Raw genomic sequence first — 24,562 nt, 5'->3', positions numbered from 1 at the left:
TACGTGGGAGGACACCGCCGGCGGCGGCACCCGCATGACGCTGCGCAACCGCGGCGAGCCCGCCGGCTTCTCGAGGCTCGCCGCCCCCCTCATGGCCGGCGCGATGCGCCGCGCCAACCAGAAGGACCTCGAGCTCCTCAGGTCCCTGCTGGAACGCCGCTGACCGTCAGCCTTCTACGAAGCCCCCACCGCCCGAAGATACGCGGTGAGCTGCTCGAGACCTTCGATGTCCACCACCTCGCGCTCGGCTAGGGGCAGGCGCACCACCGGCACCCGTCCGAGGCCGCCGAGGCGGGCGACCTGGCGCTCCTGGCGCTCGGCGAGGCGGCTGAGGACGAGGTGGGCCTCGCCGAGGCGGCGCGCGGTCTCGGGGCGCACCGGCTCGCCGAGCTCGGTGCTCAGCCAGGCGGCGACCTCGCGGTCCTCGCAGAGGGTGGTGGCGGCGGCGATGCCGGAGCGGTCGGTGAGCGCGCCGGGCAGCACCCGGTTGACCACGACGGCGCGCAGCGGCATCCGGTAGTCGCGCAGCCGGGCACAGAAGAACTCGGCCTCCGCGAAGGGCTCGGGATCGAGGGTGGTGACCACCACGAAGCCTGTCCTCGCCGACCGCAGCAGCTTGTAGACCTCGGTGGCGCGCTCCTGGATGCCGCCGTACAGCCCCTGGATCTCGCGCACGAAGACGGCGAGCTCGCCGAGGACCTCGGCGCCGATCAGCCGGTCGGCCATGCGCGCGAAGGGCGCCGCGGCGACGTTGATCGCCCGCCAGCCCAGCCGCGAGGGGCCGGCCAGCCAGGAGAGCAGCCGCGCGCCCACGAAGTCGCTGAGCCGGTTGGGGGCCTCGAGGAAGTCGAGGGCGTTGCGGGACGGCGGGGTGTCGATGACCACGGTGTCGTACTCGCCGCCGGCGTGGAGCTCGTAGAGGGTCTCGAGCGCCATCCAGTCCTGCGAGCCGACGAAGGCGTTGCTGATCCCCTGGTAGAACCGGTTGGCGAGGATTCGCTCCGCCGACTCGCGGTTGGGAGCGTGGCGCTCCACCATCAGGTCCCACGCCGACTTCATGTCGAGCATTGCCGCAACCAGCTCACCCCTGGGCTGGATGCCCGCCTTGCGCAGCCGCGCCGCGGGCACCTGCACGGGCTCGACCCCCATCTTCCCGATCCCCAGCGCGGTCGCCAGCCGCCGTGCCGGGTCGACGGTGAGCACCAGCACCCGGCGGTCGAGCTCGGCGACCATGGCGATGCCGAGCGCGGCGCTCACCGTGGTCTTGCCCACCCCGCCGCTGCCGCAGCAGACCACCACCTCGAGGTTGCCGAGCTGCTCTGCGATGCTGGCGCCCGCCGCCGCCGCAGCCGCGGGCCTCACGGTCACGACGCCGCCCGCAGCGCGGCGGCGACCGCACGGGTGGTGGCGAGCCCGGGGCGGGTGCCGGTCAGGAGCGGGATCTCGATCACCGGCACCGTCATGCCCTGGCGCAGGCGGCGGGCGTGGGCGGCGCCGGTGTCGTGGAGCCGCTGGGCGATGCGGTCGCCGGCGAGCACCGGACGGGGATCGCCGCCGAGCCGCTGGGTGGCGGCCTCGAGGTGCTCGGGGGCGCAGAGATCCTCGAGCACGCGGAGCTGCTTCGGGGTGACCGCGGTGGTGAGGATGCGGTTGAGGAAGCAGGCGCCGAGCGCGATCGTGGTCTCGGCCCTGGCCCGGTCGTGCAGCTCCAGCGCCTCCGCGACCGGCATCTCCTCGGGCAGCGCGCAGACGGTGAGGAGCGAGCGCCGGGGGTCGCTGAGGATGGCGTCGATCCACTCCACCTGGGAGCGGACGATGCCGCCGCGGGCCAGGTCCATCATCGCCCGGGCCGCGCCCAGCTGGGGAAGCACGTGGCCGGTGGCGGCGCTGTCGACGATGATCAGGTCCCACACCGGGCGGCCGCCCTCGACCCGCTTCGCCTCGTAGGCGATCTTGCCGATGACCAGCATGTCGCTGGTGCCGGGGAGGCCGGTGGCGATGAACTCGAAGACCTTGGCCAGCGGGGTGAGCCGGGTGAACCGCGGCACCTTGAAGTAGATGCGCAGGTACTCCTGCAGCGACTCCTCGGGGTCGAGCGCGAGCACGCTGACATTGGCCTGCACCACCTTGGGCTGGAAGCCGGCGGTCGCCGCCCCGAGGGAGCGCGCGAGGTCGCCCTTGGCGTCGACCTCGATGCACAGCACCCGCCGGCCCGCCTGGGCGCCGAGCAGCGCGAGGGCTCCGGAGATCGTGCTCTTGCCGGTGCCGCCCTTGCCGGCGACGAAGAGCAGGTTGCGGGAGAGCAGCTGGTCGAGGGTGCTGGCCGCCGCGGCCCGCGGCGAGGGCGCGCTCAGCTGGCGCCGGCGCCGGGTGCGGCGACCGGTGCGCGGTAGCGGTCCTCGACGCCGAAGTTGACGGCGGCGAGCTCGGCGACGCGCCCCAGCTCGGCGTCGCTCAGCGCTGGCAGGGCGCCCGCTGCGGCGAACTCCTCGATCTGCCCCACCTCGCTCATCGTCGGCAGCACCCCGGCGAGCCCCGGCTGGGCGATGAGGTACTGCAGCGCCGCCTGGGCGACGGTGCGGCGGCCGTCCTCCCAGAGGAAGGCCAGGGTCTCCGCCTTGTCGAGCAGGTCGGCGAGCATCTGCCGGTTGCGGAAGGAGCGGTGATCTCCCGGAGGGAAGACGGTGTCGCGGGTGATCTTCCCCTCGAGCGCGCCGGAGGCGTGGGGCACCCGGGCGAGCACGCTCGACCCCACCGCGTTCGCCTCGTCGAGGAAGCGGCGGCCGGGATGCTGCTCGAGCATGTTGAAGACGGTCTGGACCACGTCGACGCGGCGCTCGCGCAGCGCCCTGACCCCCTCCTCCTCCCAGCCGATGGCGGGGCCGAGGGCGACGCCGTAGGCCCGGATCGAGCCCTCGTCGCGGAGCGCCTCGAGGGTGGCGAAGCACTCGTCGCTGTCGATGGCGTCGCGGCGGGGGTTGTGGAGCTCGTAGACGTCGACGGTGTCGGTGCGCAGCCGGCGCAGGCTGTCCTCGAGGCTGCGGCGGATGAACCCGCCGTCCCAGCGCTGGGGACGCTCGCCGTGGGCGTGGGCGCGCTCGCCGCCGAGGTCGTAGCCGCCCTTGGTGCCGAGCACGTAGCGATCGCGCGGCACCCCGTCGAGCGCCGCCGCCAGCAGGGTCTCGCTGACCCCGTCCTCGCCGTAGGAGTTGGCGGTGTCGAAGAAGGTGATGCCGTGGTCGAGGGCGGTGCGCACCAGCCGGGTGCCCTCCTCCTCGCTGAGCTTCCCGTACCAGCCGGTGCCGAGCACCCAGCCACCGAAGCCGATGACGGAGATCTCCACGCCGGTGGGACCGATGGTGCGCTGCTGCATCTGCGTCGATTCTTTCACAGGCGGTCGGATCAGCCGCCGACCGACGCCAGCACCGCGGCCGCGTGGCCGGGCACCTTCACCTTCCGCCACGCCTGCTCCACCCGGCCGTCGGGCCCGACGACGAAGGTGCTGCGCTCGACGCCCTGGTAGGAGCGTCCGTACATCGACTTCTGCACCCACACCCCCATCGCCTCGCAGAGCGCCCTGTCCGGGTCGCTGATCAGCGGGAAGCCGATGTCGCACTTGGTGGCGAAGCGGTCGTGGCTGCGCGGCGGGTCCGGCGAGACCCCGTACACGGCGACGCCGCGCTCGGCGAACTCGCCGAGCAGCGCGCTGAACTCTCGTGCCTCGAGGGTGCAGCCGCTGGTGTCGTCCTTGGGATAGAAGTAGAGGACGGCGCGCCGGCCGCGGAGGTCACCCGAGCTGACCCGCCCTCCCCCACCGGTCTCCAGGTCGAAGTCGGGAAGCGCGTCACCCACAGCGACCGCCATCTCGGGCCTCCTCACCAGCGAACACACGACAGAGCCGCCGCGGGCCTGCCCCGCGACGGCTCCGGAGTGTAGAGGGGGACCGGCTCAGCCGGCGGAGCCGCGCCGGCGGCGCAGCGAGACGAAGAGCAGAACCAGGCCGGCGGGGAGGAGCAGCAGCCCGCCGAGACCGAGCGCCATCCCGGTGTTGGGGGCGGTCAGGCCGCTGCCGGTGGTCGGAGTGTTGGCGGCGGCGGTGGCGGTCCCACCGGCGATGCCGTTACCGGGCAGGCCCACCGCCGAGGCGGTGAGCACACCGGCGGCCTGGCCGCTCTGGCCGAGGAGGTCGCCGACGGTGCCGACCGCGGCGCTGCCCGCGCCGCCGTTGGCGCTCACCTGCAGCAGGATCAGGCCGACGACGCCGGGGACGGCGATGGGGATGCCGCCGGGGCCGGTCTGGTCCGAGCCGAGCAGCTTGGTGCCGTTGATGCCGACCACGTACGCCGAGCCGCCATGGGTGCTGGAGGCGTCGGAGTGGAGCAGCACCACCACCAGCGCGCCGTCACCGACGTTGAGGTCGACGCCGTTGTTCTCGCCGTTCCCGGCGGAGCTGAGACCCTGGTAGCCGGCGTCGCTGGTGGCCTCGAGCACCGCCAGGGTGATCAGGCCGCCGCTCGAGTGCCCGGTCGGGCCGACGACCAGGTCGACGAGCGCGGCGCGCGAGTGGGACGAGGAGGAGGCGCCGGGGGACGCCGAGGTCGCCCAGTCCGCGATGGCGAGGCTGAGCAGCGGGGCGGCGGGCACGGCGATCAGGGCCCCGCTCGTCGAGCTGCTGTCGGACCTGCCGGCCGAGAGATCGTTGCCGAGCAGACGGATCGCGGTCGCCCTGGCGCTGGCGGAGCCGGGGCCCGCGCTCGCGCTGGTGCAGCTGATGCAGGTGTCGATCGGGTTCACCTGGATCACGTTCGCGGTGGCGCCGCCGGGAGGAGCGGGGCTGGTGACGGTGTCGTGGGGCCGGCTGTGCGGCACGGCCGGGCCGACCGGGGCCGGAAGGGCCTTCACCGGGGCGGTCGCGGCGTCGGGAACCGCGGGGATGACCGGGGCGACCGCCACCGCCGGCCCCACCGGGACCGCGACCCACGGGTTGGGAGCGGGCGCCTGCGGCTGCGCCGCCAGGGTGTCGACGTGCGCGGCGGCCGGTCCCAGATCGGATGCCCTGGCGATGACCCCGCCGAGCAGCAGCGTCGCGGTGGCGGCCGCCGCCACGCCGGTCAGAACCCGATTGCTCATCGCGATCCCCTTCGTTCCCAGTCTGCCGAGAAGGCGCTGCGTAGGTTCGCATTTCGACGGTGGGGCTGTGGGGCGCCGGGGCCCTCTCGGAGGGCCTCTATACTCGGCCGGCCGTGCCCGCATCCTCCCGCCGTCGCATCGCCCGCGCCCCTCGCCCCGGGCGCGCCGAGCGTGCCGCGGTGCCGGACCCCTCCCCTCCCCCGGCAGCCGCCCAGCCGGCCAGCGGCATCGCGTTCCGGTTCGTCAGCTGCGGCGTCCTCTCGCTCTGCTTCGGCCTGCTCTGGAAGCTCACCCTCGCCCCCCACCGGGTCGGCGTCGGCAGCGCCCTGCTCGGCATCCTCTTCCTGCTGCTCGGCTTCGTCGTCGGCGGCATGCTCTGGTACCTCCGGGACGTCCGGCTGCGGATGCGCGACCCCGCCCTGATCGCCGACGAGCGCCTCGTCTTCTCCTTCATCGTCTTCGCGCTCATGCCCTTCGCCGTCCTCGCGGTGGTCGGGCTGATCTGGATCGTCGCCCTGGTCGCCGGGTCCCGGTAGCGCAACCGCCTGATCTGGGAGCGACCGAACGGCCGGTACACCCCCCCAGAATGGGCGCCAGCGATTGGGGCGGCGCTCCTCAGGGGGTGTCGGGCAGCGTGGAGACCGCCGCGATCGGGGATCCGGAGGTGTGCCCGTGAGCGAGAGCAGCGGTCCCAGTCGTCGCCTGCAGCTGGTGCCCCTGGTGGTCACCATCGCCCTCCAGGCAGCCATCGTCGGCGAGCTGGTGGTGGCGGTGCGGGGCATCGAGCACACCGACCACACCCTGTCGGCGGTGGCGGCCTACCAGGGATCGACGGAGACGCCGGGCGGCAAGCTCCAACGGCTCGACGAGCTGCACGGGCAGCTCACCACCGCCAACACCCAGCTGTCGGCGGTGAGCACGGACCGCCTGCCCGTCCTCGACGACCACGTGGTCCAGCTCCTGCAGGTCCTGGGGCGACTCGAGGGTCAGCTCCGCACCGTCGCCGGCGAGCTCACCCCCGGTGGCCAGGTGGCCGGCGACCTGCACCGGACCGGCGCCGGGCTCTCCCGCCTCGAGAACGACGTCGCCGCCATGCTGGACTCGGTGCGGGCCCTCGAGAGCGAGGTCGCGCCGGTGGGGACGATGGCCGCGGACGTGCACCGCGTCGGCGCGACCATGACCGAGCTGGAGGCCCAGCTGGTCCTGCTGGTGGGGATCACCCGAGACCTCGGTGCCCACGTGGCGAGCATCGACCGCAAGCTCCCCGGCCTCCCACTTCCGTGACCGGGCTGCGGGACGGCCAGGTGACTCTCCCCACCGGGGCCCGGATCTACTACCAGCGCGCCGGCGAGGGCGACCCGCTGCTGCTGCTGCACGGGATCGCGAGCTCGACGCAGGTCTGGAGACGGCTGATCCCCGCGCTCGCGGAGCGCCATGACGTGATCGCCATCGACCTGCCCGGCTGCGGTCGCAGCCACAAGCCCGAGAGCGACTACTCGGTCGGCACCCAGACGGCCTCGATCCGGTACGTGCTCGATGCCCTGGGCGTCGACCTCGCCACGGTGGTCGGTCACAGCCTGGGCGGCGCGGTGGCGATGAGCTTCGCCTACCACTACCCGGAGCGGGTGGGACGCATGGCGCTGATCGGCAGCGCGGGGCTGGGCCGGGAGATGCACCTGCTGCTTCGGCTGGCGACCCTTCCGGTGGTGCCGCGCCGCCTGCTCTCCCTGCTTGCCTCACCGCGGCTGCGGCTGCTGGCCCGAGGGCTGGAGGCGGCCATGGACCGGCTCGGGGTCGAGCCGCTCCTCCCCCACCGGTCGCGTCACCGGTCGGACGTCGACGAGCTGCTCGACCGCTTCGGGGACCCGGCGGTGCAGCGCGCGTTCTTCGGGATGCTCGCCTCGGGAAGCAGCATCAGCGGCCAGGCGGTCTCGGCCCTCGACCGTCTGGGGATGTGCCTCTTCCCGGTGCTGATCGTCTGGGGGAGGAACGACGGCATCTTCCCGATGGCCCACGCCGAGCGTGCCGCCCGGCTCATCCCCCACGCCCGTCTCGTCGTCCTCGACGACTGCGGGCACTTCCCCCAGCTCGAGGCCCCCGGCCCCTTCGGGTCGGCGCTCGCCACCTGGCTGGAGGAGACCCGGCCCGAGCGGCTCGACCTGGCGGCGCTGCGACGGCGGCTCGACGGGCCGCGGGACGAGCAGCTACCGGACCGCGCGGCTCAGCACGACGACGACGAGCCCCAGGATCACCAACCCCCACGAGGCGACGCGGCTCTGGGGGTCGGGTTCCCAGCGCACCCCGACCATGAGGAGGGCGCGGCGGGTGAGCTGGGGGGCCACCGCCATGCCGGCGCCCACCACGGCGAGGGCGATGCCGATGATCCGCAGGATGCCGAGCCCCATCAGTTGAGCATGCCACGGGCGCTGGCGTAGGCCCGCTCCACCCGGGCGCGGTCGGGGGCGTCGCCGGGGACGCCGTCGAGGTAGCGGCGGAGGTCGCGCATGGCGCCGCCGGTGAGGCCGAGGCGCAGCCGCAGGGTGCCGCGCTCGCGGAGCTCGCCGGGGGCATCGGGGAGGAGGGCGACGCAGCGGTCGGCGGCGCGGAGGGCGAGGGCCCAGTCCTGGCGGCCGGTGTAGAGGGCACGGAGGTTGCGCGACATCCGGGCCACCACCTCGCGCACCCCGGTGGGGGCGAGCCAGGGCTCGAGGTCGGGCACCTCGGCACCGGTGGCCCGGACCACCATGCTCCGGGCCTGCTCGACGTCGACGGGGGCGCCGTCGCCGTGGGCATCGACCAGGGTGCCGCGGATCCGCACCAGGAAGTGGCCGGGCAGCCCGATGCCCTCGACCGGCAGCTGGGCGCGGCGGCCGAGCGCGATCCACACCGTGCTGCAGCCGATGGGGTTGCCGGCACCGCCCTCGAGGATCGAGTTGAGGTAGTGGTGGCGGGGGTCGCCGCCGTCGGCGCCGTGGAGGCGGAGACGGTCGCGGACGGTGGCGGCGAGCACCGCGACCAGCCCGGCCGCGGGCACCGCGCCACCGCCGATGCGGGGACCGAGCTCGCCGGCGACCTCGTCGAGGAGGGCGAGCCAGGGCGCGGGATCCACCGAGGGGTCGTCCTCCACCGCCAGCCAGAGCGCCGCCTCGGCGAGGTCGGCTCCGGGCTGGGCGACGCAGGTGAGCAGGGCGGCGCGCGGGTCGAAGGCCATGAGCTTCGTATGATGCGCCGCCGATGGCGAGCCGGATCGCCGACCCCGACTCCTCCCCCCGGGCCACGCGGCCGGGACCCGCGGGCCGCTTCGCGGTGGCCAGCGGGGAGATGAGCGTCGCCGCCGCCGTGGCCGCGGTGCAGGAGGCCGAGTGGCTCGGCTACGAGGCCGCGTTCGCCGGCGAGGCGGGCCTGGAGGCCGACGCCTTCGTGGTCAGCGCCGCCGCGCTGGCGGCGACCTCGACGATCCACGCCGGGCCGGGGATCGCCAACGTCGTCGACCGCCACCCCGCCGCCCTCGCCCGCGGCGCCGCGAGCCTCGACCGGCTCGCCCCGGGGAGGGCGTTGCTCGGCCTGGGACGCGGCGACCCCGCCCACGCCCGCGCCCTCGGGCTGGAGCCCGCCACCACCGCGGCGCTGGAGGACGCCCTGCGCATCTGCCGCGCCCTGCTGGGCGGTGGCGGCGTCGACCACGCCGGCCGCCGCTGGAGGGCGCGCCTGGAGGCCGCGCCGGCGCGCGCCCGGGCGCGAGCACCGGTGCCGCTCTGCCTCGCCGCCGTGGGGCCGGCGACGCTCCGGCTGGCCGGGGCCCTCGCCGACACCGCCCTGCTCAACTACGCGAGCGGCCCCGAGTACGTGCGCTGGGCGGTGGCCCACGTCCGCGAGGGGGCGGAGCGAGCCGGACGCGACCCCGGCGAGGTGGACATCGCCGGCTACGTGCTGGTGGCCCGCACCGACCAGGAGGACGCCGCGCGCCAGCTCGAGGCGGTGCGCCGCACGGTGGCGGCGGTGCACGCCCTGCCCGGCGAGGGCGAGCTGCTGGCCGCGCCCTCGGGCGGCAGCCCCTCCGGCTGGAGTCCGGACACCCTGGGACGCTTCGCCGCGGTCGGCGACGCCGCCGCCTGCGCCGCCCGCCTCGAGGAGTACCGGGCCGCCGGGCTGGGCTGCGTCGTGCTCATGCCCGGGGCGATGCGCGCCCTGCACGGCGGCGGAGAACCTTCCCGGTAGAATCCGGTCCGTGCTGCTCCCAGAGATCGCGGGGCCCGAGGATCTGCGCGGTCTCGGATATGCCGACCTCGACCGGCTGTGCGCGGAGATCCGCCAGTTCCTCGTCGAGGCGGTCTCGAGGACCGGCGGCCACCTCGGCGTGAACCTGGGCGTCGTCGAGCTGACGGTGGCGCTGCACCGGGTCTTCGAGAGCCCGCGCGACCGGATCATCTTCGACACCGGCCACCAGGCCTACGTGCACAAGCTGCTCACCGGCCGGCAGGAGATGTTCGCCACCCTGCGCCAGCGGGGGGGCCTCAGCGGCTACCCCTCCCGCGCCGAGTCCGAGCACGACATGGTGGAGAACTCCCACGCGTCGACCGGGCTCTCCTACGCGCTCGCCGTGGCCACCGCCCGGCGGCTGCGCGGCGAGCGCGGCCGCACCGTCTGCGTGGTCGGCGACGGCGCCCTCACCGGAGGGATGGCCTACGAGGCGCTGAACAACATCGGCCACCACCAGCCGGAGATGCTGATCGTCGTCAACGACAACGGCCGCTCCTACGCGCCCACCATCGGCGGCATCGCCGAGAACCTCGCCCGGCTGCGGCTGTCGCCGCGCTACGAGGCCGCCAAGGACGCCGCCGGCTCGGTGCTCCGAGGTCTCCCGGTCGGCGGCGAGCTCGCCTACGACACCGCCCGGCGGATGAAGAACTCGGTCAAGCAGCTGGTCGCCCAGCCCTCGATCTTCGAGAGCCTGGGGCTGAAGTACGGCGGCCCCATCGACGGCCACGACGTCCGCGCCATCGAGCGGGCGCTGCGCGACGCCGCCCAGTATCGCGGCCCGGTGGTGGTGCACGTGGTCACCGAGAAGGGACGCGGCTACCCGCCCGCCGAGGCCGACACCGTCGACCTCTTCCACGGCGTCTCCAGCTTCGACCCGGTCACGGGGAAGGGGGGCAGCCGCGGCGCCTCCTGGACCGACCTCTTCGGCGAGGCGCTCTGCGAGGCCGCCGCCGCCGACCCGCGGATCGTCGCCATCACCGCGGCGATGGCCTCGTCCACCGGCCTTCTGGGCTTCGCCGAGCGCTACCCCGACCGCTTCTTCGACGTCGGCATCGCCGAGCAGCACGCCGTCACCTTCGCCACCGGCCTGGCGATGACCGGGCTGCGACCGGTGGTGTGCATCTACTCGACGTTCCTGCAGCGGGCCTTCGACCAGGTCACCTGCGACGCCTCGCTGCACCGCGCCCCGGTGCTCTTCGTGCTCGACCGCGCCGGGGTCACCGGCGACGACGGCGCCTCCCACCACGGCGCGCTCGACCTCGCCTACCTGCGCTGCATCCCGGGGATGACGGTGTCGGCGCCGAGCACCCCGGACGAGATGCGCCGCCTCCTCGCCACCGGCCTGGAGGCCGAGGGCCCCTTCGCGCTGCGCTTCCCCCGGGGGGTCGCGCCGGCGGCCGCCACCGCGCCGCTCGTGGCCGTCCCGGTGGGCCGCGGCCAGGTGCTCCGCGACGGCCGCGACGTCGCCCTGCTCGCGATCGGCAAGATGGTGCCGGTGGCGGTGATCGCCGCCGAGAAGCTCGCCGCCGCGGGGGTGAGCGCGACCGTCGTCGACGCCCGCTTCGCCAAGCCGGTCGACCCCGACCTCGCCCCGCTGGTCGAGCGCCACCGTGCCGCCCTGACCATCGAGGACGGCACCGTGACCGGCGGCTTCGGCAGCGCCGTGCTGGAGGCGCTCGCCGCCGCCGGGGTGGCGGTGCCGGTGCGGGTGCTCGGGCTGCCCGACGCCTTCCTCGAGCACGGCCCGCAGGCCCGGCTGCTCAGCGGCCTCGGCCTCGACGCCGACGGCGTGGTCGAGGCCGCCCGCGCCCTGCTCCGCCGCGACGCCGAGAGCGCGCTGGCGGGCTGAGAACGGCGAAGGGGCCGCCCGTCTCCCGGGCAGCCCCTCCTCACCTGTCCCGAATCGATCGCTCCCGGCTACGCGTCGTAGTACAGGGCGAACTCGTAGGGGTGCGGGCGCAGGGCGACCGGGTCGACCTCGCGCTCACGCTTGTAGGCGATGTAGGTGTAGATGAGGTCCTCGGTGAAGACCCCGCCCTTCTGCAGGAACTCGTTGTCCTGCTCGAGGGCGTCGAGAACCTCGGAGAGCGAGCCCGGGGTGCTCTTCACCATCGCGGCCATCTCGGGATCGAGCTCGTAGAGGTCCTCGTCGATGGGCTTGGGCGGCTCGATCCTGTTCATCACACCGTCGAGGCCGGCCATGAGCATGGCCGGGAAGGCGAGGTACGGGTTGCAGGTCGGGTCGGGGGTGCGGAACTCCAGCCGGCGCGCCTTGGGGCTGGCGCTGTAGGTGGGGATGCGCACGCAGGCGCTGCGGTTGCGCGCCGAGTACACCAGGTTGATCGGCGCCTCGTAGCCCGGCACCAGCCTGCGGTAGCTGTTGGTGGTGGGGTTGGAGAAGGCGAGGATCGCCGGCGCGTGCTTGAGCAGGCCGCCGATGTACCAGCGGGCCATGTCACTGAGCAGCGCGTAGCCGTCCTTGTCGTAGAACAGCGGCACCCCGTCCTTCCACAGCGACTGGTGGGTGTGCATGCCACTGCCGTTGTCGCCGAACAGCGGCTTGGGCATGAACGTCGCGGTGTAGCCGTTCTTGTAGCAGACGTTCTTGACGATGTACTTGTAGGTGAGCACCTTGTCGGCCATCGTCGTCAGGGTGTCGAAGCGCATGTCGATCTCGGTCTGGCCCGCGGTGCCGACCTCGTGGTGGTGCACCTCGATGGGGACGCCGGAGTCGAGCAGCGCCAGGGTGATCCGGCTGCGGAGGTCCTGCAGCTTGTCCACCGGCGGCACCGGGAAGTAGCCCTCCTTGTGCCGGGGCAGGTAGCCGAGGTTGGGCTGCGAGCCGTTCCTCCCGCTGTTCCAGATGCCCTCCTCGGAGTCGATGAAGTAGTACCCCTCGTGGGCGTTCTGGTCGAAGCGGATGGAGTTGAAGATGTAGAACTCCGCCTCGGGGCCCCAGTACGAGGTGTCGGCGATGCCGGTCTCGCGCAGGTAGGCCTCCGCCTTCCGGGCGATGTAGCGGGGATCGCGGCTGTAGGGCTCCCGCCGGATCGGGTCCTTGATGTCGCAGATGATCCACATCGTCGGGACTTCGAGGCAGGGGTCGACCGTCGCGGTGGAGGGATCCGGGAAGAGCAGCATGTCGCTCTCGTGGATCTTCTGGAAGCCGCGGATGCTCGAGCCGTCGAAGCCGATCCCCTCGGCGAAGAGGTCCTCGGTGAGCTCGCCGACGGGGATGCTGAAGTGCTGCCAGGTGCCGGGCAGGTCGACGAAGCGAAAGTCGATCATCTTGACCCCCGCCTTCTTGGCGTCGCTGATGACCTGCTTCGGCGACACCTTGCTCGCGGCCACGGACTCGTCGATCGCCATGGTTCTCCTCCTCCTCCACGGGGGCGCCGCTGGTGGTGATGAAGGCGCGTTCGCCCGCACTCGGCTGCGCCCGTCCCGATCGCACTGTATCGCCAGAGCAGAAATCGGCCTATGGACGGGGCGTCCGAAGGGTACCGCGCCCGGCTTGTGCCCTGCGCACAAGGTCCGGGCATCACACTGCCCCGGGCATGGACGCCCTGCCCAAGCGCCGCCGGGTCAGGCGGGGGGCTTGAGGGCGTCCACCTGCCTGCGGACTGCGTCCTTGTCCTTGAAGTACGCCCGATTGATCTCCGTGAACGCGCTCCACTGCGCGGGCACGTCCTCCTCGGCGTAGATCGCGTCGACGGGACAGGGGTCGACACAGGCGCCGCAGTCGATGCACTCATCGGGATCGATGTAGAGCATCCGGTCCTCGTCGGCGCTGATGATGCAGTCGACCGGACACACCTCGATGCAGGACTTGTCCTTGAGGTCGATGCAGGGCTCGGTGATGACGTAGGTCATGGGTTCGGAGGACTCAGGAGAGGCGGGCTCGGCCCTCCCGCGAAACCGAGCCTGCGGGTGGACGCTGAGAGGCGGGGAGGGGAGCCCAGTCTAGCCGAGCGGTCTGCCGCGCCGACGCGAACCGGGGCGAGGTCGGGCCCTGGAGCCCGACCCCACCCCCGTCGTGGTCGTCGGTCAGTGTCCCCAGTGCTCGGGGACGCGGTGCTGGACGATGTCGTCGCCCTGCTCGCCGGTGCGGATCCGGACCGCCTCCTCCACCGGGAGGACGAAGATCTTGCCGTCACCGACCTCGCCGGTCCGGGCGGCGCCGGCGATGGCCTCGACCACCCCCTCCACCCGGTCGTCGGGGATGACCACCATGACCATCACCTTGCGCTGGAGCGAGATGTTGGCCCTGGTGCCGCGGTAGTGCTCGGTGTAGCCACGCTGATGACCGCAGCCCAGCACCTCGATGATCGTGATCCCCGAGGCGCCGAGCGCGTCGAGCGCATCCTGGACCGGCTGCAGCCGGTCCGGCCGGATGATCGCCTCAACCTTCTTCATGACCGGGCCTCGATCTTCTTCTTCGGAGTGGAGTCGGGCCCGGCGGGAGGCTTCGGCGGCGTCCTGGGCGGCGCCGTGACGTGCGCCGGCCCGGCGATGGCGTCGGGGTGAATATACGCCCCGCCCGGCACCGGCATGAACGCCTCCGGATAGCCCCACATGCCGTGCTCGCTGATGTCGAGGCCGTCGAGCTCGTGGCGCTCGTCGACGCGCAGACCGACCGTCTTCTTGATGATCCAGAAGAGGAGGAACGAGAGCGTGAACACGGTGGTGAAGCTGATGCTCACCGCCAGCGCCTGGGCGCCGAGCTGGTTGAACTTGCCGGTGTAGACCAGGCCGCCCGAGCCCACGCCGAGCTTGGCGAAGTCGGGGTCGGTGAAGAGGCCGCAGCTCAGCGTGCCCCAGATGCCCGCCAGGCCGTGGGCGCTGAGCGCGCCGACGGGGTCGTCGAGCACCTTGTCGATGGCGATGACGCCGTACACCACGATCAGGCCCGCGACGAAGCCGATGACGATCGCCCAGCCCGGCTGCACGTAGCCCGACGGGGCGGTGATGGCGACCAGGGCGGCGATGGCGCCGTTGCCGATCATGCCGGTGTCGAGCGACTTCTGCATCTGGTAGATGGCCAGCATGGCGCCGATGGCACCGGCCGCGGCGGCGATGTTGGTCACCACCACGATGTCGGCGAAGTGCAGGTTGGTGGCGTTCAGCGTCGATCCGGGGTTGAAGCCGAACCAGCCGAACCACAGGATGATGACCCCGAGCTGCGCCAGCGGCATGCTGTGGCCGGGGATGGCGTTGGGTCTGCCGTCACGGCTGTACTTGCCGATCCGGGGCCCGAGCAGGAGCAGGCCGGCGAAGCCCGCGGTGGCACCGGTGAGGTGGACGACGGTCGAGCCCGCGAAGTCCTGGGCCCCGAAGTGGGTCATCAGCCAGCCGCCGCCGAACAGCCAGTGGCTGATCATCGGGTAGATGAAGCCGGCGAAGGGCACCGCGAACAGGATGTAGACGATGAACTTGGTCCGCTCCAGCATCGTGCCCCAGACGATCGCCAGCGACACCGCGCAGAAGACGAACTCGAAGAAGAACTTCGCCGCCGCCGGCACCGTCGAGGCGTCGAGCGACGGGGTGTCGATGTGTGACCCGGGACGGAACTCGGGCACGAACCCGGTGTGGCCGATGATCGAACCCAGGATGCCGCTCGCCCCGCCGAATGCGATGGCGAAGCCCACCGCCCAGTAGACGATCGACGAGATGCTCAGGTTGACGATGATCTTTGCGACCACCGTGCCCACGTTCTTCATCCGGCTGAAGCCGACCTCGAGCATGGCGAAGCCGGCCTGCATGAAGAGAACGAAGCATGCGGCCACGATCACCCAGACCGTGTCCGCTGCGACTCCCGCCGCCTGGGTCGCGGTGGTGTCGTCGGCCGCGAGGACCGCCCTGGGGATCAGCGTCAGGGCGACGGCTCCCGCGGCGGCGGCTGCAAGCAAACGGGTACGACGGTGCACAGTGTTTTCTCCCACTCCCACACTCTGATCGCGTAGGGCGCAGATGCCGGACGGCTGCGACGCCCTTTGTGCAGAAAGGCTATCGGAGATCCGGACGTAGGCGATCAGGCGCACCGAACAGAATGTGCACCGTGCCCTTTGGGCGGAGAGCACAGCAAGATGGCGCTCGGTGCCCGCGGATTTGGGCGGGATACCCAGGAGCCTGACAGTCTGGTCAGCCAGGGGTGCTCGCACCCCGCGCCGCGCGCGGCCGCCCCCGCCCAGGACCGGGCCGACTCGTGTGAGCCGGCCCGGCTGTGTGGGGGAGGGGGAATCCAGTTGAGGGGGCGGGTCGCCGGGCCCGGGTGCGGCGCGCGGGCCGTGCCCGGGGCGGCATCTTCGAAGGTAGGCCCCTTCACCCGTCCACAGCATCGGCGCGGCTCACAGCCGCGCACCCATGAAATGTGTGCGGCGCGTTGCAGCGCCGGCCCCCGACCGAGGGTCAGGAGGCTGCCTGGAGGACGTCGCGCACCTTCAGGCAGAGGTGCAGGTTCAGCCTGGTCTCGGGGTCGTCGAGGCTCAGCTGGGCGATGTCCTCGATGCGCCGGAGGCGGTAGAGGACGGTGTTGCGGTGGAGGTGGAGCAGCTGGGCGATCTCGGTGGGCGAGCCGTGGCAGCGGAAGAAGGCGTCGAGGGTGGCCATCAGCCCGGCTCCGGTGCGCTGGTCGTACTCGACCAGCGCCTGGACCTGGTCGTCGAAGAACTCGCGGAGCTCGGTCTGGCCGTTCATCGCGTAGAGCAGCCGGTACAGGCCCAGGTCGGCGAAGGCCACCACCCGGGCGCCGCCGAAGAGGCGGGTGCCCATGGTCAGCGCCTGCTCGGCCTCGCGGTACGAGGCGCGCACGCCGTTGATCCCCGGCTTGGCACGGCCCAGGCCGACCGAGACCTCGCCCCCCACCGCCCCGGCGCACTCGAGGCGCAGGTCGGCGGCGAGCCGGCGCAGGTCGACCGCCGGCTGGCCGTCGATCAGCGGCACCACCGCGGCCACGGCGCGCTGGCGCAGGGTGGCGAGCGCCGCTGGGGCGCGGCGGCGGATCCATCCCTGGGCGCCGGCGACGAGCTGGTCGCCGCGCACCCGCGGCACCTGCTCGACGCCGCCGTCTGGGCGGGCCACCATCACGACGGTGTCGCCGCTGACGTCGAAGCCGAGCCGCTCGGCGCGGTGGCGCACCGCCGACTCCGACGAGTAGGTGCCGGCGAGCAGGGACTCGAGGAACTCGCCCTCGAGCTCGTCGCGGGCCTGGAGGACGGCGCGCTCGCGGTCGAGCTCGATGGCGCACGCGGAGGCGGCGCGGGCGACGGCGAGCCGGCTGAGCTGGTCGAGCTGGGTGTCGGGGGCGATCAGCGAGATGAACCCGCCGATGCCGTCACGGACCGGCACGGGTGCGACCAGCCGGGCCATGCCGCTCTTGTGGAGCGCGAACTCGTGCACCGGTGGGTCGGCGGCGACCACGGCGATGCCCTCCGCCCAGCGGCGGACCCGCGGCCCCTCCTTCTCCAGGCCGGCGCGCAGGCCGTCGCCGTCGGCCGAGGCGGAGACGTGGCGGACGGTGCCGTCGTTGTCCTGCCACACCGCCGCCTGACCGGTGATCTCGGCGAGCCGGTCGACGATCGCCGGGGTGCCGGCGCCGGCGAGGGCCAGCTCCATCAGCTGGGTGTGCAGCTCCTGCTGGCGCTCGTGGAGCAGGGTGCGCTGGTCGAGGATGAAGCGCACCACGGTCTGCTGGATGTCGTTGAGGTGGGCGCCGTCGGGCAGGTGGAGGAGCGGCATCATCATCCGCTCGGCGACGGCCACCGACTCCATCGAGGCCTCGCCGACCACCGCCACCGCGACCCCGCCCTTGTCGCCGAAGCTCTGGATCACCTGGGCGAGGTCGAGCCGCTCGTCGAGGAGCCGGATGCTGCGCACCGGCACGAACGCCATCTCCCCGCCCTTGATGGTCTCGAACGCGGGCGGGCGGGTGCGCAACGCCGTGGCCCATTCGACCCGGCGGTCGAGCCCGCCGCCGCCACCGAGCAGCTCGGTGCCGTCCGGCATCGCCCCTCTCCACACATCCTTGACCGTGATCATCGTGTCGCTTCGTCTAGGCCAGGTCGAGGTAGTGATCCAGCTCCCATGGAGTCACCTGCATCCGGTACTCGCGCCATTCGAGCGCCTTCGCCTCGAGGAGCCGCTCGGCGAGGTGGTCGCCCAGGGCGTCCTGGACCACGTCGTCGTGGCGGAAGGCGTCGATGGCGTCCTTCAGGTTGTCGGGCAGGAGGCCGACGTTGCGGCGCTCCAGCTCGACGTCGTCGAAGCCGTAGAGCGACTCCTCGACCGGAGGCGGCAGCGGGAGCCGCCGTTTGATGCCGTCCAGACCGCAGCGGAGCATCACCGCGTAGGCGAGGTACGGGTTGCACGAGGGGTCCGGGCTGCGCAGCTCCACCCGGGTGGTGGGGCGGCGGGTGACGTGGGGGATGCGGATCAGCGCGGCCCGGTTGGTACGGGCCCACGAGACCACCACGGGCGCTTCGAATCCCCGCACCAGACGCTTGTAGGAGTTCACCAGGGGGGCCAGCACCGCGCACATGCCGGCGGCGTGGTGGAGCTGGCCGGCGATGAAGTGCTTCGCGGTCTCGCTGAGGCCGTACTCGTCGCGGCCGTCGGAGAAGGCGTTCTCGTTGTCGGCGATCCGGCGCAGGCTCTGGTGGACGTGCATGCCGCTGCCGTTGAGCCCGACGAAGGGCTTGGGCATGAAGGTGGCCACCAGGTCGGACTGCTGCGCGATCGCCTTCAGGGTGTAGCGGAAGGTGATCACGTCGTCGGCCGACTTCAGCGCCGGGGCGTGGCTGAAGTCGATCTCGTGCTGTCCGGCGGCGACCTCGTGGTGAGCGGTGTTCACCACGATGCCCAGGCTCTGCAGTGCCGCCACCATCGCCTGGCGGACGTCGACGCTGCGGTCGGTGGCGAAGTCGAAGTAGCCGCCGCGGTCGTGGGGCAGCGGCTCGAGCGCCCCGGTGCCGTTGTGGCGGAGCAGGAAGAACTCGATCTCGGGGCCGCAGCGGTACTCGAAGTCCATCTCCCGGGCCATCTCGATCGCCCGCCGGAGCGCGCCGCGGGGGTCGCCGGGGTAGGGCTCGCCGTCCGGGGTGTGGGCCCAGCAGATCAGCCGCGCCGTCGGCGGGGTCGCCCAGGGCAGGACCCGGAAGGTCTCCAGGTCGGGCACCAGGAACATGTCGCTCTCGGCGGTGCGGGCGAAGGACTCGACCGACGAGCCGTCGAACCAGGTGCCGTGCTCGATGGTGTCGGGCAGCTGGTCGGCGGGGATGGTCACGTTCTTCACCGCGCCCATCACGTCGGTGAACTGCAGGTCGACATACCGGACACCGGCGGCCTCCGCCTGTGCGAGCACGTCGGCGGCAAGGTCAGCAGGCGTTGCGCGAGTGGCCACGTCTCTCCAAACCCCTCGGGGACCTGTTCGTGACTGGGGCGTCGCGCCCAAGCCACGCGGTACCCGACTGATGGTACTCGTCGATCCCATCGAGCGGTTCGTGCACCGCGCACAAGGTGAGCCGGGCGATCTTGTGAGACGGCGCCCAACTGCCGCGAGATCAATCGCGGGCGAACTGCCCCGGGCGACGCCCCTCGCCGGGCGGACCGGCGAAGGCCTGCGCGATCCCCATCCACTCCACGGCGAGCGGGCCCTCGATCCTCAGCCCGGTGTCGTCGCGGTGGCGGCGCTGGGTGACGGCCAGGCAGAAGTCGAGGGCGGTGCCGGTCACCCGATCGGCGGCGGCGGGGTCGCCCCAGCTCCAGAGCCCTCCCCCGGGGGCCTCGAGTTCGACCCGCACCTCGCCCGCCGGCGCGGTGCGCCCGTTGGTCCGGTAGCTGAAGGGGCGGGCGCGGACGCCGATGTGGGCGACGTGGCGGAGCCGCTGGGTCGGCTGTCGCGAGGCCCCCACCGCGTCGGCCACGTCCTGGCCGTGGCACCACGTCTCCATCAGCCGGGCGGTGACGAAGGAGACCGGGCTCATCGGCGGTCCGTACCAGGGCACCCGGGTGGCGGGGTCGAGGTCCCGGGCGGCCGCCTGGAAGCGCTCGCGCTCCTCGGCCCACCAGGCCAGCAGGGCGTCGACCCCGAGCCCGTGGCCGTGGGCGAGGTGCTCCCCCATCACCCCGTCGGGATCGGCGACGAAGCGCCGCACCTCGGCGGTGAAGGCCTCCGGGTCGACGATCGCCAGGGTGGCCCGGCCGTCGAAGAAGGCGAGGTGGGTGACCTGGTCGCGGACCGACCATCCCGGCGACGGGGTGGGGGTGTCGAGCGCGGCGTCGTCGAGCCCGCGGACGATGCGCTCGAGGTCGTCCTGCTCGGCGGTGAGGTCGGCGCAGACGCCGCCGACGCTGATGACCTCGGTCATGCCCGCCAACGGTAGCGCGCCGGGGGCTCCACACCGCCGCCGCCGGGCGCTGGTACCGTGGCGCCATGGGCTCCGGCGGTGTGCTCGACCAGCTGCGCGTGCCGGTGGTGCAGGCGCCGATGGCGGGCGGTCCCTCCACCCCGGCGCTGGCGGCGGCGGTGTCGGAGGCGGGCGGCCTCGGCTTCGTCGCCGCCGGGTACCGCACCGCCGCCGCGGTCGGCGACGAGGTGGCGGCGGTGCGCGCCGCCACCGATCGGGCCTTCGGTGTGAACCTCTTCGTCCCCACCCCCGACGCTGTCGACCGCTCGCTGCTCGCCGGCTACGTGGACCGGGTGCGGCGCGAGGCGGTGGCCTACCGCTGCTCGACCGGCGATGCGGCCTGGGGGGACGACGGCTGGGAGGAGAAGCTGGCGATGCTCGTCGCGGAGCGCCCGGCGGTGGTCTCGGTCGCCTTCGGCTGCCCCGGTGCGAAGGTGATCGACCGCCTTCACGGCGCCGGCATCGAGGTCTGGGTCACGGTCACCGAGCCCGCCGAGGCGGAGGCCGCGGCCGCCGCCGGCGCCGACGCGCTGGTCGCCCAGGGGATCGAGGCGGGGGCCCATCGCGGCGCCTTCAGCGACGAGGACGGCGTCGGCGAGATCGGCCTGCTCACCCTGCTGCGGCTCGTCGCCCGGGCGACCGACCTGCCGCTGATCGCCTCCGGCGGCCTCTGCGACGGCGCCGGGGTCGCCGCCGTGCTCGTCGCCGGCGCCCGCGCCGGGCAGCTGGGCACCGCGTTCCTCGACACCCCGGAGGCCGGCACCTCGGCGCCCCACCGCGCGGCGCTCCGCGGCGGCCGCCGGACCCTGCTCACCCGCGCCTTCAGCGGCCGCCGCGCCCGGGGCATCGTCAACGGCTTCCTCGCCCGCAACACCGCCGTCGCCCCCTCCGCCTACCCCCATGTCGTCAACCTGACCGCCCCGCTGCGGAGCGCCGCCCGGGAGCGCGACGACCCCGAGATGCTCAACCTCTGGGCGGGGCAGGCGTACACCGCCATCGACCACGGCGTGCCCGCGGCGAGCGTGGTGGAGCGCATCGGGAGGGAGATCGCGGAGGCGCTGGGACGGGGCTGATCGGCGATCGGCATCCATCCGCACCGGCGACGGCACTCACCGCACCCCCCGAATCCTCCGCACCAGCACCGTCCCCACCACGAAGCACACCGCGGCCCCCCCGAACACCACTCGAAACCCCGAGTTCGGCTGATGTGCATTCAGAGCATCGAACCCCACCCCCGCCACCGCCGGCACCACGTTCCCCGGCAGGCTCAGCGCCACGTGGAACAGCCCCATGTCCTTCGCCCCCGCCCGACGATCCGGCAGCGTGTCACAGGCGAGCGCCCAGTCCACGGCGACAAAGAACCCATACCCCACCCCGTACACCGCCCCGAGCACGAGCACCAGCGGCACCGAGGTCGGATACAGAACCACGAACACCAGCGCCACCAGCGCCTGAAACCCCCCGCTGGCATACACGAAGCGCTTCCGCCCCAGCCGGTCACTGAGCCGCCCGCCGATGAGGCCGAAGGGGGTCGCGGCGGCGAGCACCACCAGCAGCCACAGCGGGTTGAAGACGTCCGGATCCGGCACCCCCACCACGTCGCGGAAGAACGCGAAGGTGAAGGGCGTGACCGCGCTGATCCCGGCGGTGACCACCAGCCGGGTGGCCACCACCCAGGCGAAGTCGCCCCCCGCCAGCGGCCGCAGGAACTCGGCGATGCGCCGGCGCAGGCCGCGGGGCGCCACCGCGGCGACACCCGCCGGTGGCACCGGCGCCTCGACCGCGGCCACCCGCAGGGTGGGCAGCAGCGACACCACCAGGGCGACGGCGACCACCGCGTAGGTCAGCCGCGAGCGGTGGGCGGCGCTCAGCGCAGCGTTCGCGGCCAGGCCGGTCGCGCTGCCGGCGAGCTGCATCGTCGACAGCCAGCCGCTCGCCCTGCCGACCTCGGCCGCGGGGACGACGTCGGGGATCAGCGCGGCGTAGGCGGCGGCGGCGGCGTTGCTGCAGGCCTGGCCGAGGGTGTAGCCGACGAGCACCTGCGTGTAGGACTCGGCGGTGAGCATCACCACCAGGCTGAGCACCGTCCCCACGGTGCCGGCGACCAGGATGGGGCGGCGCCGTCCCCACCGGGTCCGCAGCCGGTCGGACCAGGCGCCCACCAGCGGCGGCAGCGCCATCGCGAAGAACGCGCCGGCGCCGAGCACCAGGCCGAGCGCCGCGCCGTAGTGCGCCCGCGGCACCAGCCTGGCGACCTGGGCCGGGATCAGGCTGGTGCCCACCGGGCCGTAGAGAACGTAGAGGCCGAACCAGAAGCTGCTCAGCGACAGGTGGCGCCGCCGCGTCATCTCAGCTCGTCGGGGATGCCCTGGGCACGGCAGATCCGGGCGAAGACCGCGGCGCTCGGCTTGGCCCGGCGCTCGAGGGTGTCGCGGTCGACCGCGAACAGGCCGAACCGCTGCGAATAGCCCTGGGCCCACTCGAAGTTGTCGAGCGCGGTCCAGTGCAGGTAGCCGCGCACCTCGGCGCCGTCGCCGATGGCCTCGGCCACGGCGGCGAGGTGGTCGACGATGTAGCGCGGACGCAGCTCGTCGTCGCGGTCGGCGACGCCGTTCTCGGTCACCACGATGGGCAGGCGGTAGGTCCTCCAGAGCCGCATCAGGGCGCGGCGCAGCCCCTGGGCGTCGATGGTCCAGCCGAAGGTGGAGAGCGGCAGCGCGGGGTCGGGATGCTGGCGGGAGAGCAGCCGGGCCGGGGCCCGGGGGTCGAAGGAGACCAGGTCGTCGGTGTAGTAGTTCACCCCCAGCCAGTCGAGCGAGCCCGCCGCGCCGGCGAGCCGCTGCCCCCACCCCACCGGCGGGCGCAGCCGGCCGTCGCGGCAGGCGTGGAGGAACCAGCGGTTCAGCAGCCAGTCGGGCAGCACCGAGGCGGCCCGGTCGAGGGGGTTGCGGGGCCGCCGCGGCAGCATCCCGCGATAGTGGTGGGCGACCGAGACCCGCGCCTCGACGCCCTGGCGGCGGGCCTCGTCGTGGAGCGCGGCGGCGGCGGCGGCGTGCACCGCCACCAGGGCGCGCAGCGCCGCGAAGGCCTCGGCCTGGGAGCGGTGCCCCGGCGGCCACTCGCCGAAGCGGTAGCCCAGGGTGGCGAGGATCACCGGCTCGTTGACGGTGATCCACCAGCGCACCCGTCCGGCGAGGGCGCGCGCGCACACCGCCGCGTAGCGGCCGAAGAGCGCCGGCGCGTCGGCGGCGAGCACGCCGCCGCGGTCGGCCAGCCACAGCGGGAGGGTGAAGTGGTGCAGGGTGACCAGCGGCTCCATGCCCAGCTCGGTGCAGCGGCGCGCCACCTGCACGTAGTGGTCGACGGCCTCTGCATCGAAGCGCCCCGGCTCGGGCTCGATCCGCGACCACTCCACCGAGAAGCGGTGCGCGTTCTGGCCGAGAGCGGCCAGATCAGCGAGGTCGGAGCGGTAGCGATTCCAGTGGTCGCAGGCGATGCCCGACACGCTGCCGTCGGCGATCCGCCCCGGCTCCTGCTCGAAGCGCGTCCAGTCGTTGTGGTTGCCGCCCTCGACCTGGTGGGCGGCGCTGGCGCAGCCGAGCATGAACCCGGCGGGGAACGTGATCACGGTGCTGCAGGGTAGTCCACGGCGTGCGGGGCCGAGCGGGGCGACCGGATGCCAAGCCGTGACACGACGGCAACCGGCCTGTGGGGAGCGGCCTCCAGGATGACGGCGTCACCGGTCGCCTCTCCTCTCTGGGATACCGCATGCTTGCTCGCCGTCTCACCCGTCTGCTGATCGCGCTGCCCTTCGGCGCCGCCCTGGCCGCGCCGGGGCTGACGCCCTCCCCCGCCGCGGCGGCGGTGGCGCCGAGCCCGACCTGGACCTCGTCCCTGGGGTCGGGCCCGCCGCCCGGCGGCGGCGTCTCGGAGCCCTTCTCGGGGCCGGCCGTCGGCGACCTCCGCCACGACGGCCAGCAGGAGATCGTCACCGGCTCGCTCGACGGCAACCTGCGCGTCTTCAGCTCCGGGGGCCAGCTGCTCTGGACCCGGCAGACCGGGGGGGCGATCCAGTCCAGCCCCACCCTCGCCGACCTGCGGCTCGACGGCCGGCTCGAGGTGGTCGTCACCTCGAGGAACGGCGTGGTGAACGTCTACAACCCCAACGGATCGGACTACGGCGCCAATTGGCCGCAGCGCGCCACCTTCGTCCGCCCGTACAACAACACCGACTTCGTCCCCGACTTCCTCGCCTCCGCCGCGGTCGGCTCGCTCTTCGGCGACGGCACCCAGGACGTGGTCGCCGCCAGCCAGGACCACCGCCTCTACGCCTGGGACGCGAACGGGAACATGCTCGCCGGCTTCCCCATCAACCTCTGGGACACGATCTTCGACACCCCCGTGCTCGTCGACCTCGAGGGCCGCGGCCAGCGCGACATCGTGATCGGCTCGGACAGCAACGGCGGCGTCGAGCCCAACCCCAAGGGCGGGGTGTGGTGGGCCTTCCGGCCCGACGGCAGCCTGATCTGGAAGCGGCTGCAGGACGAGGTGCCGTGGTCGTCGGCGGCGGCCGCGATCCTCAACCCCGGTGATCCGCAGCCGAGCATCGTCGGCGCCACCGGCCACTACTTCGCCCAGACCGGCAACCCCGGCGCCGGGAAGTACGTCAACGTCTACAGCGCGAACGGCAACGACCGCTTCGGTCACCCCCTGGCGACCGCCTCGCAGAACTTCAGCTCACCCGCGCTCGGCGATCTCCTCGGCGACGG

Annotated in this window: 23 protein-coding genes; 8 read left to right on the top strand and 15 right to left on the bottom strand. The window is 73.2% G+C overall.

Features of this window, described 5'->3' with window-relative positions; all coding sequences use genetic code 11:
- Nucleotides 1-163: ATPase (locus VGL20_00565; protein ID HEY2702159.1), on the top strand; the 163-nt coding region annotated here is incomplete at its 5' end.
- An 11-nt stretch (nucleotides 164-174) separates the two neighbouring features.
- Here VGL20_00565 and VGL20_00560 read toward each other — a convergent pair.
- From VGL20_00560 to VGL20_00540, 5 genes are all read right to left on the bottom strand, one after another.
- The gene (locus VGL20_00560) at nucleotides 175-1,368 is read right to left on the bottom strand and encodes an ArsA-related P-loop ATPase (protein ID HEY2702158.1); all 1,194 of its coding nucleotides are present in this window, start codon (nucleotides 1,366-1,368) and stop codon (nucleotides 175-177) included.
- A complete protein-coding gene (locus VGL20_00555) occupies nucleotides 1,365-2,291 on the bottom strand; it encodes an ArsA family ATPase (GenBank protein ID HEY2702157.1) in 927 nt (308 codons plus the stop codon). The genes VGL20_00560 and VGL20_00555 overlap by 4 nt, the downstream gene beginning before the upstream one ends.
- A gap of 59 nt (nucleotides 2,292-2,350) precedes the next feature.
- Nucleotides 2,351-3,373 carry an aldo/keto reductase gene (locus VGL20_00550; protein HEY2702156.1) on the bottom strand — a complete coding sequence of 341 codons (1,023 nt, stop codon included), beginning with the start codon at nucleotides 3,371-3,373 and terminating at the stop codon, nucleotides 2,351-2,353.
- Between the two features lie 29 nt (nucleotides 3,374-3,402).
- Complete coding sequence (locus VGL20_00545; GenBank protein ID HEY2702155.1) at nucleotides 3,403-3,864, bottom strand: peroxiredoxin; 462 nt, start codon at nucleotides 3,862-3,864, stop codon at nucleotides 3,403-3,405.
- An 84-nt stretch (nucleotides 3,865-3,948) separates the two neighbouring features.
- Entirely contained in the window at nucleotides 3,949-5,130 is a 1,182-nt protein-coding gene (locus VGL20_00540) for a hypothetical protein (GenBank protein ID HEY2702154.1), read from the bottom strand.
- Nucleotides 5,131-5,243: 113 nt separating this feature from the next.
- Between VGL20_00540 and VGL20_00535 the strand changes: the two genes are divergently transcribed.
- The 3 genes from VGL20_00535 (at nucleotide 5,244) to VGL20_00525 (ending at nucleotide 7,565) form a co-directional block, all read left to right on the top strand.
- On the top strand, nucleotides 5,244-5,666 hold the full coding sequence (locus tag VGL20_00535) for a hypothetical protein (GenBank protein HEY2702153.1): 423 nt from the start codon (nucleotides 5,244-5,246) through the stop codon (nucleotides 5,664-5,666).
- Nucleotides 5,667-5,802: 136 nt separating this feature from the next.
- On the top strand, nucleotides 5,803-6,414 hold the full coding sequence (locus tag VGL20_00530) for a hypothetical protein (protein ID HEY2702152.1): 612 nt from the start codon (nucleotides 5,803-5,805) through the stop codon (nucleotides 6,412-6,414).
- Nucleotides 6,411-7,565 (top strand): alpha/beta hydrolase, encoded by a 1,155-nt coding sequence (locus VGL20_00525; GenBank protein ID HEY2702151.1) that lies wholly within the window; start codon nucleotides 6,411-6,413, stop codon nucleotides 7,563-7,565. The genes VGL20_00530 and VGL20_00525 overlap by 4 nt, the downstream gene beginning before the upstream one ends.
- Here VGL20_00525 and VGL20_00520 read toward each other — a convergent pair.
- Entirely contained in the window at nucleotides 7,535-8,341 is an 807-nt protein-coding gene (locus tag VGL20_00520; protein ID HEY2702150.1) for a tetratricopeptide repeat protein, read from the bottom strand. The two genes, VGL20_00525 and VGL20_00520, sit on opposite strands and share 31 nt — an antisense overlap.
- A 23-nt stretch (nucleotides 8,342-8,364) precedes the next feature.
- On the opposite strand from VGL20_00520, the gene VGL20_00515 reads away from it, so the two are divergent.
- Together VGL20_00515 and dxs are read left to right on the top strand one after the other, a co-directional pair.
- Complete coding sequence (locus VGL20_00515; protein HEY2702149.1) at nucleotides 8,365-9,348, top strand: LLM class flavin-dependent oxidoreductase; 984 nt, start codon at nucleotides 8,365-8,367, stop codon at nucleotides 9,346-9,348.
- A gap of 10 nt (nucleotides 9,349-9,358) precedes the next feature.
- Nucleotides 9,359-11,239, top strand: a complete 1,881-nt coding sequence (gene dxs, locus VGL20_00510) for a 1-deoxy-D-xylulose-5-phosphate synthase (GenBank protein HEY2702148.1) — start codon at nucleotides 9,359-9,361, stop codon at nucleotides 11,237-11,239.
- A 68-nt stretch (nucleotides 11,240-11,307) separates the two neighbouring features.
- Here dxs and glnA (VGL20_00505) read toward each other — a convergent pair whose 3' ends face one another.
- From glnA (VGL20_00505) to VGL20_00475, 7 genes are all read right to left on the bottom strand, one after another.
- A complete protein-coding gene (glnA, locus tag VGL20_00505; protein HEY2702147.1) occupies nucleotides 11,308-12,759 on the bottom strand; it encodes a type I glutamate--ammonia ligase in 1,452 nt (483 codons plus the stop codon).
- 216 nt (nucleotides 12,760-12,975) lie between these two features.
- Entirely contained in the window at nucleotides 12,976-13,263 is a 288-nt protein-coding gene (locus VGL20_00500) for a ferredoxin family protein (GenBank protein HEY2702146.1), read from the bottom strand.
- Between the two features lie 174 nt (nucleotides 13,264-13,437).
- The gene (locus VGL20_00495) at nucleotides 13,438-13,806 is read right to left on the bottom strand and encodes a P-II family nitrogen regulator (protein ID HEY2702145.1); all 369 of its coding nucleotides are present in this window, start codon (nucleotides 13,804-13,806) and stop codon (nucleotides 13,438-13,440) included.
- Complete coding sequence (locus tag VGL20_00490; GenBank protein ID HEY2702144.1) at nucleotides 13,803-15,317, bottom strand: ammonium transporter; 1,515 nt, start codon at nucleotides 15,315-15,317, stop codon at nucleotides 13,803-13,805. The genes VGL20_00495 and VGL20_00490 overlap by 4 nt, the downstream gene beginning before the upstream one ends.
- Nucleotides 15,318-15,798: 481 nt before the next feature.
- Nucleotides 15,799-17,427, bottom strand: coding sequence for a helix-turn-helix domain-containing protein (locus VGL20_00485; GenBank protein ID HEY2702143.1), 1,629 nt, complete (start codon nucleotides 17,425-17,427; stop codon nucleotides 15,799-15,801).
- Nucleotides 17,428-17,440: 13 nt separating this feature from the next.
- The gene (gene glnA / locus VGL20_00480) at nucleotides 17,441-18,748 is read right to left on the bottom strand and encodes a type I glutamate--ammonia ligase (GenBank protein ID HEY2702142.1); all 1,308 of its coding nucleotides are present in this window, start codon (nucleotides 18,746-18,748) and stop codon (nucleotides 17,441-17,443) included.
- Between the two features lie 199 nt (nucleotides 18,749-18,947).
- Entirely contained in the window at nucleotides 18,948-19,754 is an 807-nt protein-coding gene (locus tag VGL20_00475; protein HEY2702141.1) for a TIGR03084 family metal-binding protein, read from the bottom strand.
- Between the two features lie 65 nt (nucleotides 19,755-19,819).
- Between VGL20_00475 and VGL20_00470 the strand changes: the two genes are divergently transcribed.
- Nucleotides 19,820-20,866 (top strand): nitronate monooxygenase, encoded by a 1,047-nt coding sequence (locus tag VGL20_00470; protein HEY2702140.1) that lies wholly within the window; start codon nucleotides 19,820-19,822, stop codon nucleotides 20,864-20,866.
- A gap of 36 nt (nucleotides 20,867-20,902) precedes the next feature.
- Here the strand turns inward: VGL20_00470 and VGL20_00465 are convergent, their stop codons facing one another.
- Both VGL20_00465 and VGL20_00460 read right to left on the bottom strand, forming a co-directional pair.
- Nucleotides 20,903-22,141: an MFS transporter gene (locus VGL20_00465; protein ID HEY2702139.1), complete on the bottom strand. Its 1,239-nt coding sequence runs from the start codon at nucleotides 22,139-22,141 to the stop codon at nucleotides 20,903-20,905.
- Entirely contained in the window at nucleotides 22,138-23,421 is a 1,284-nt protein-coding gene (locus VGL20_00460; protein ID HEY2702138.1) for a family 1 glycosylhydrolase, read from the bottom strand. Before VGL20_00460 ends, VGL20_00465 begins: the two co-directional genes overlap by 4 nt.
- A 140-nt stretch (nucleotides 23,422-23,561) precedes the next feature.
- Between VGL20_00460 and VGL20_00455 the strand changes: the two genes are divergently transcribed.
- Nucleotides 23,562-24,562: PQQ-binding-like beta-propeller repeat protein (locus VGL20_00455; GenBank protein ID HEY2702137.1), on the top strand; the 1,001-nt coding region annotated here is incomplete at its 3' end.

This window comes from Candidatus Dormiibacterota bacterium (assembly GCA_036495095.1).
Classification (GTDB): domain Bacteria; phylum Chloroflexota; class Dormibacteria; order Aeolococcales; family Aeolococcaceae; genus CF-96.
This window is presented reverse-complemented; position numbering and strand designations above follow the sequence as displayed.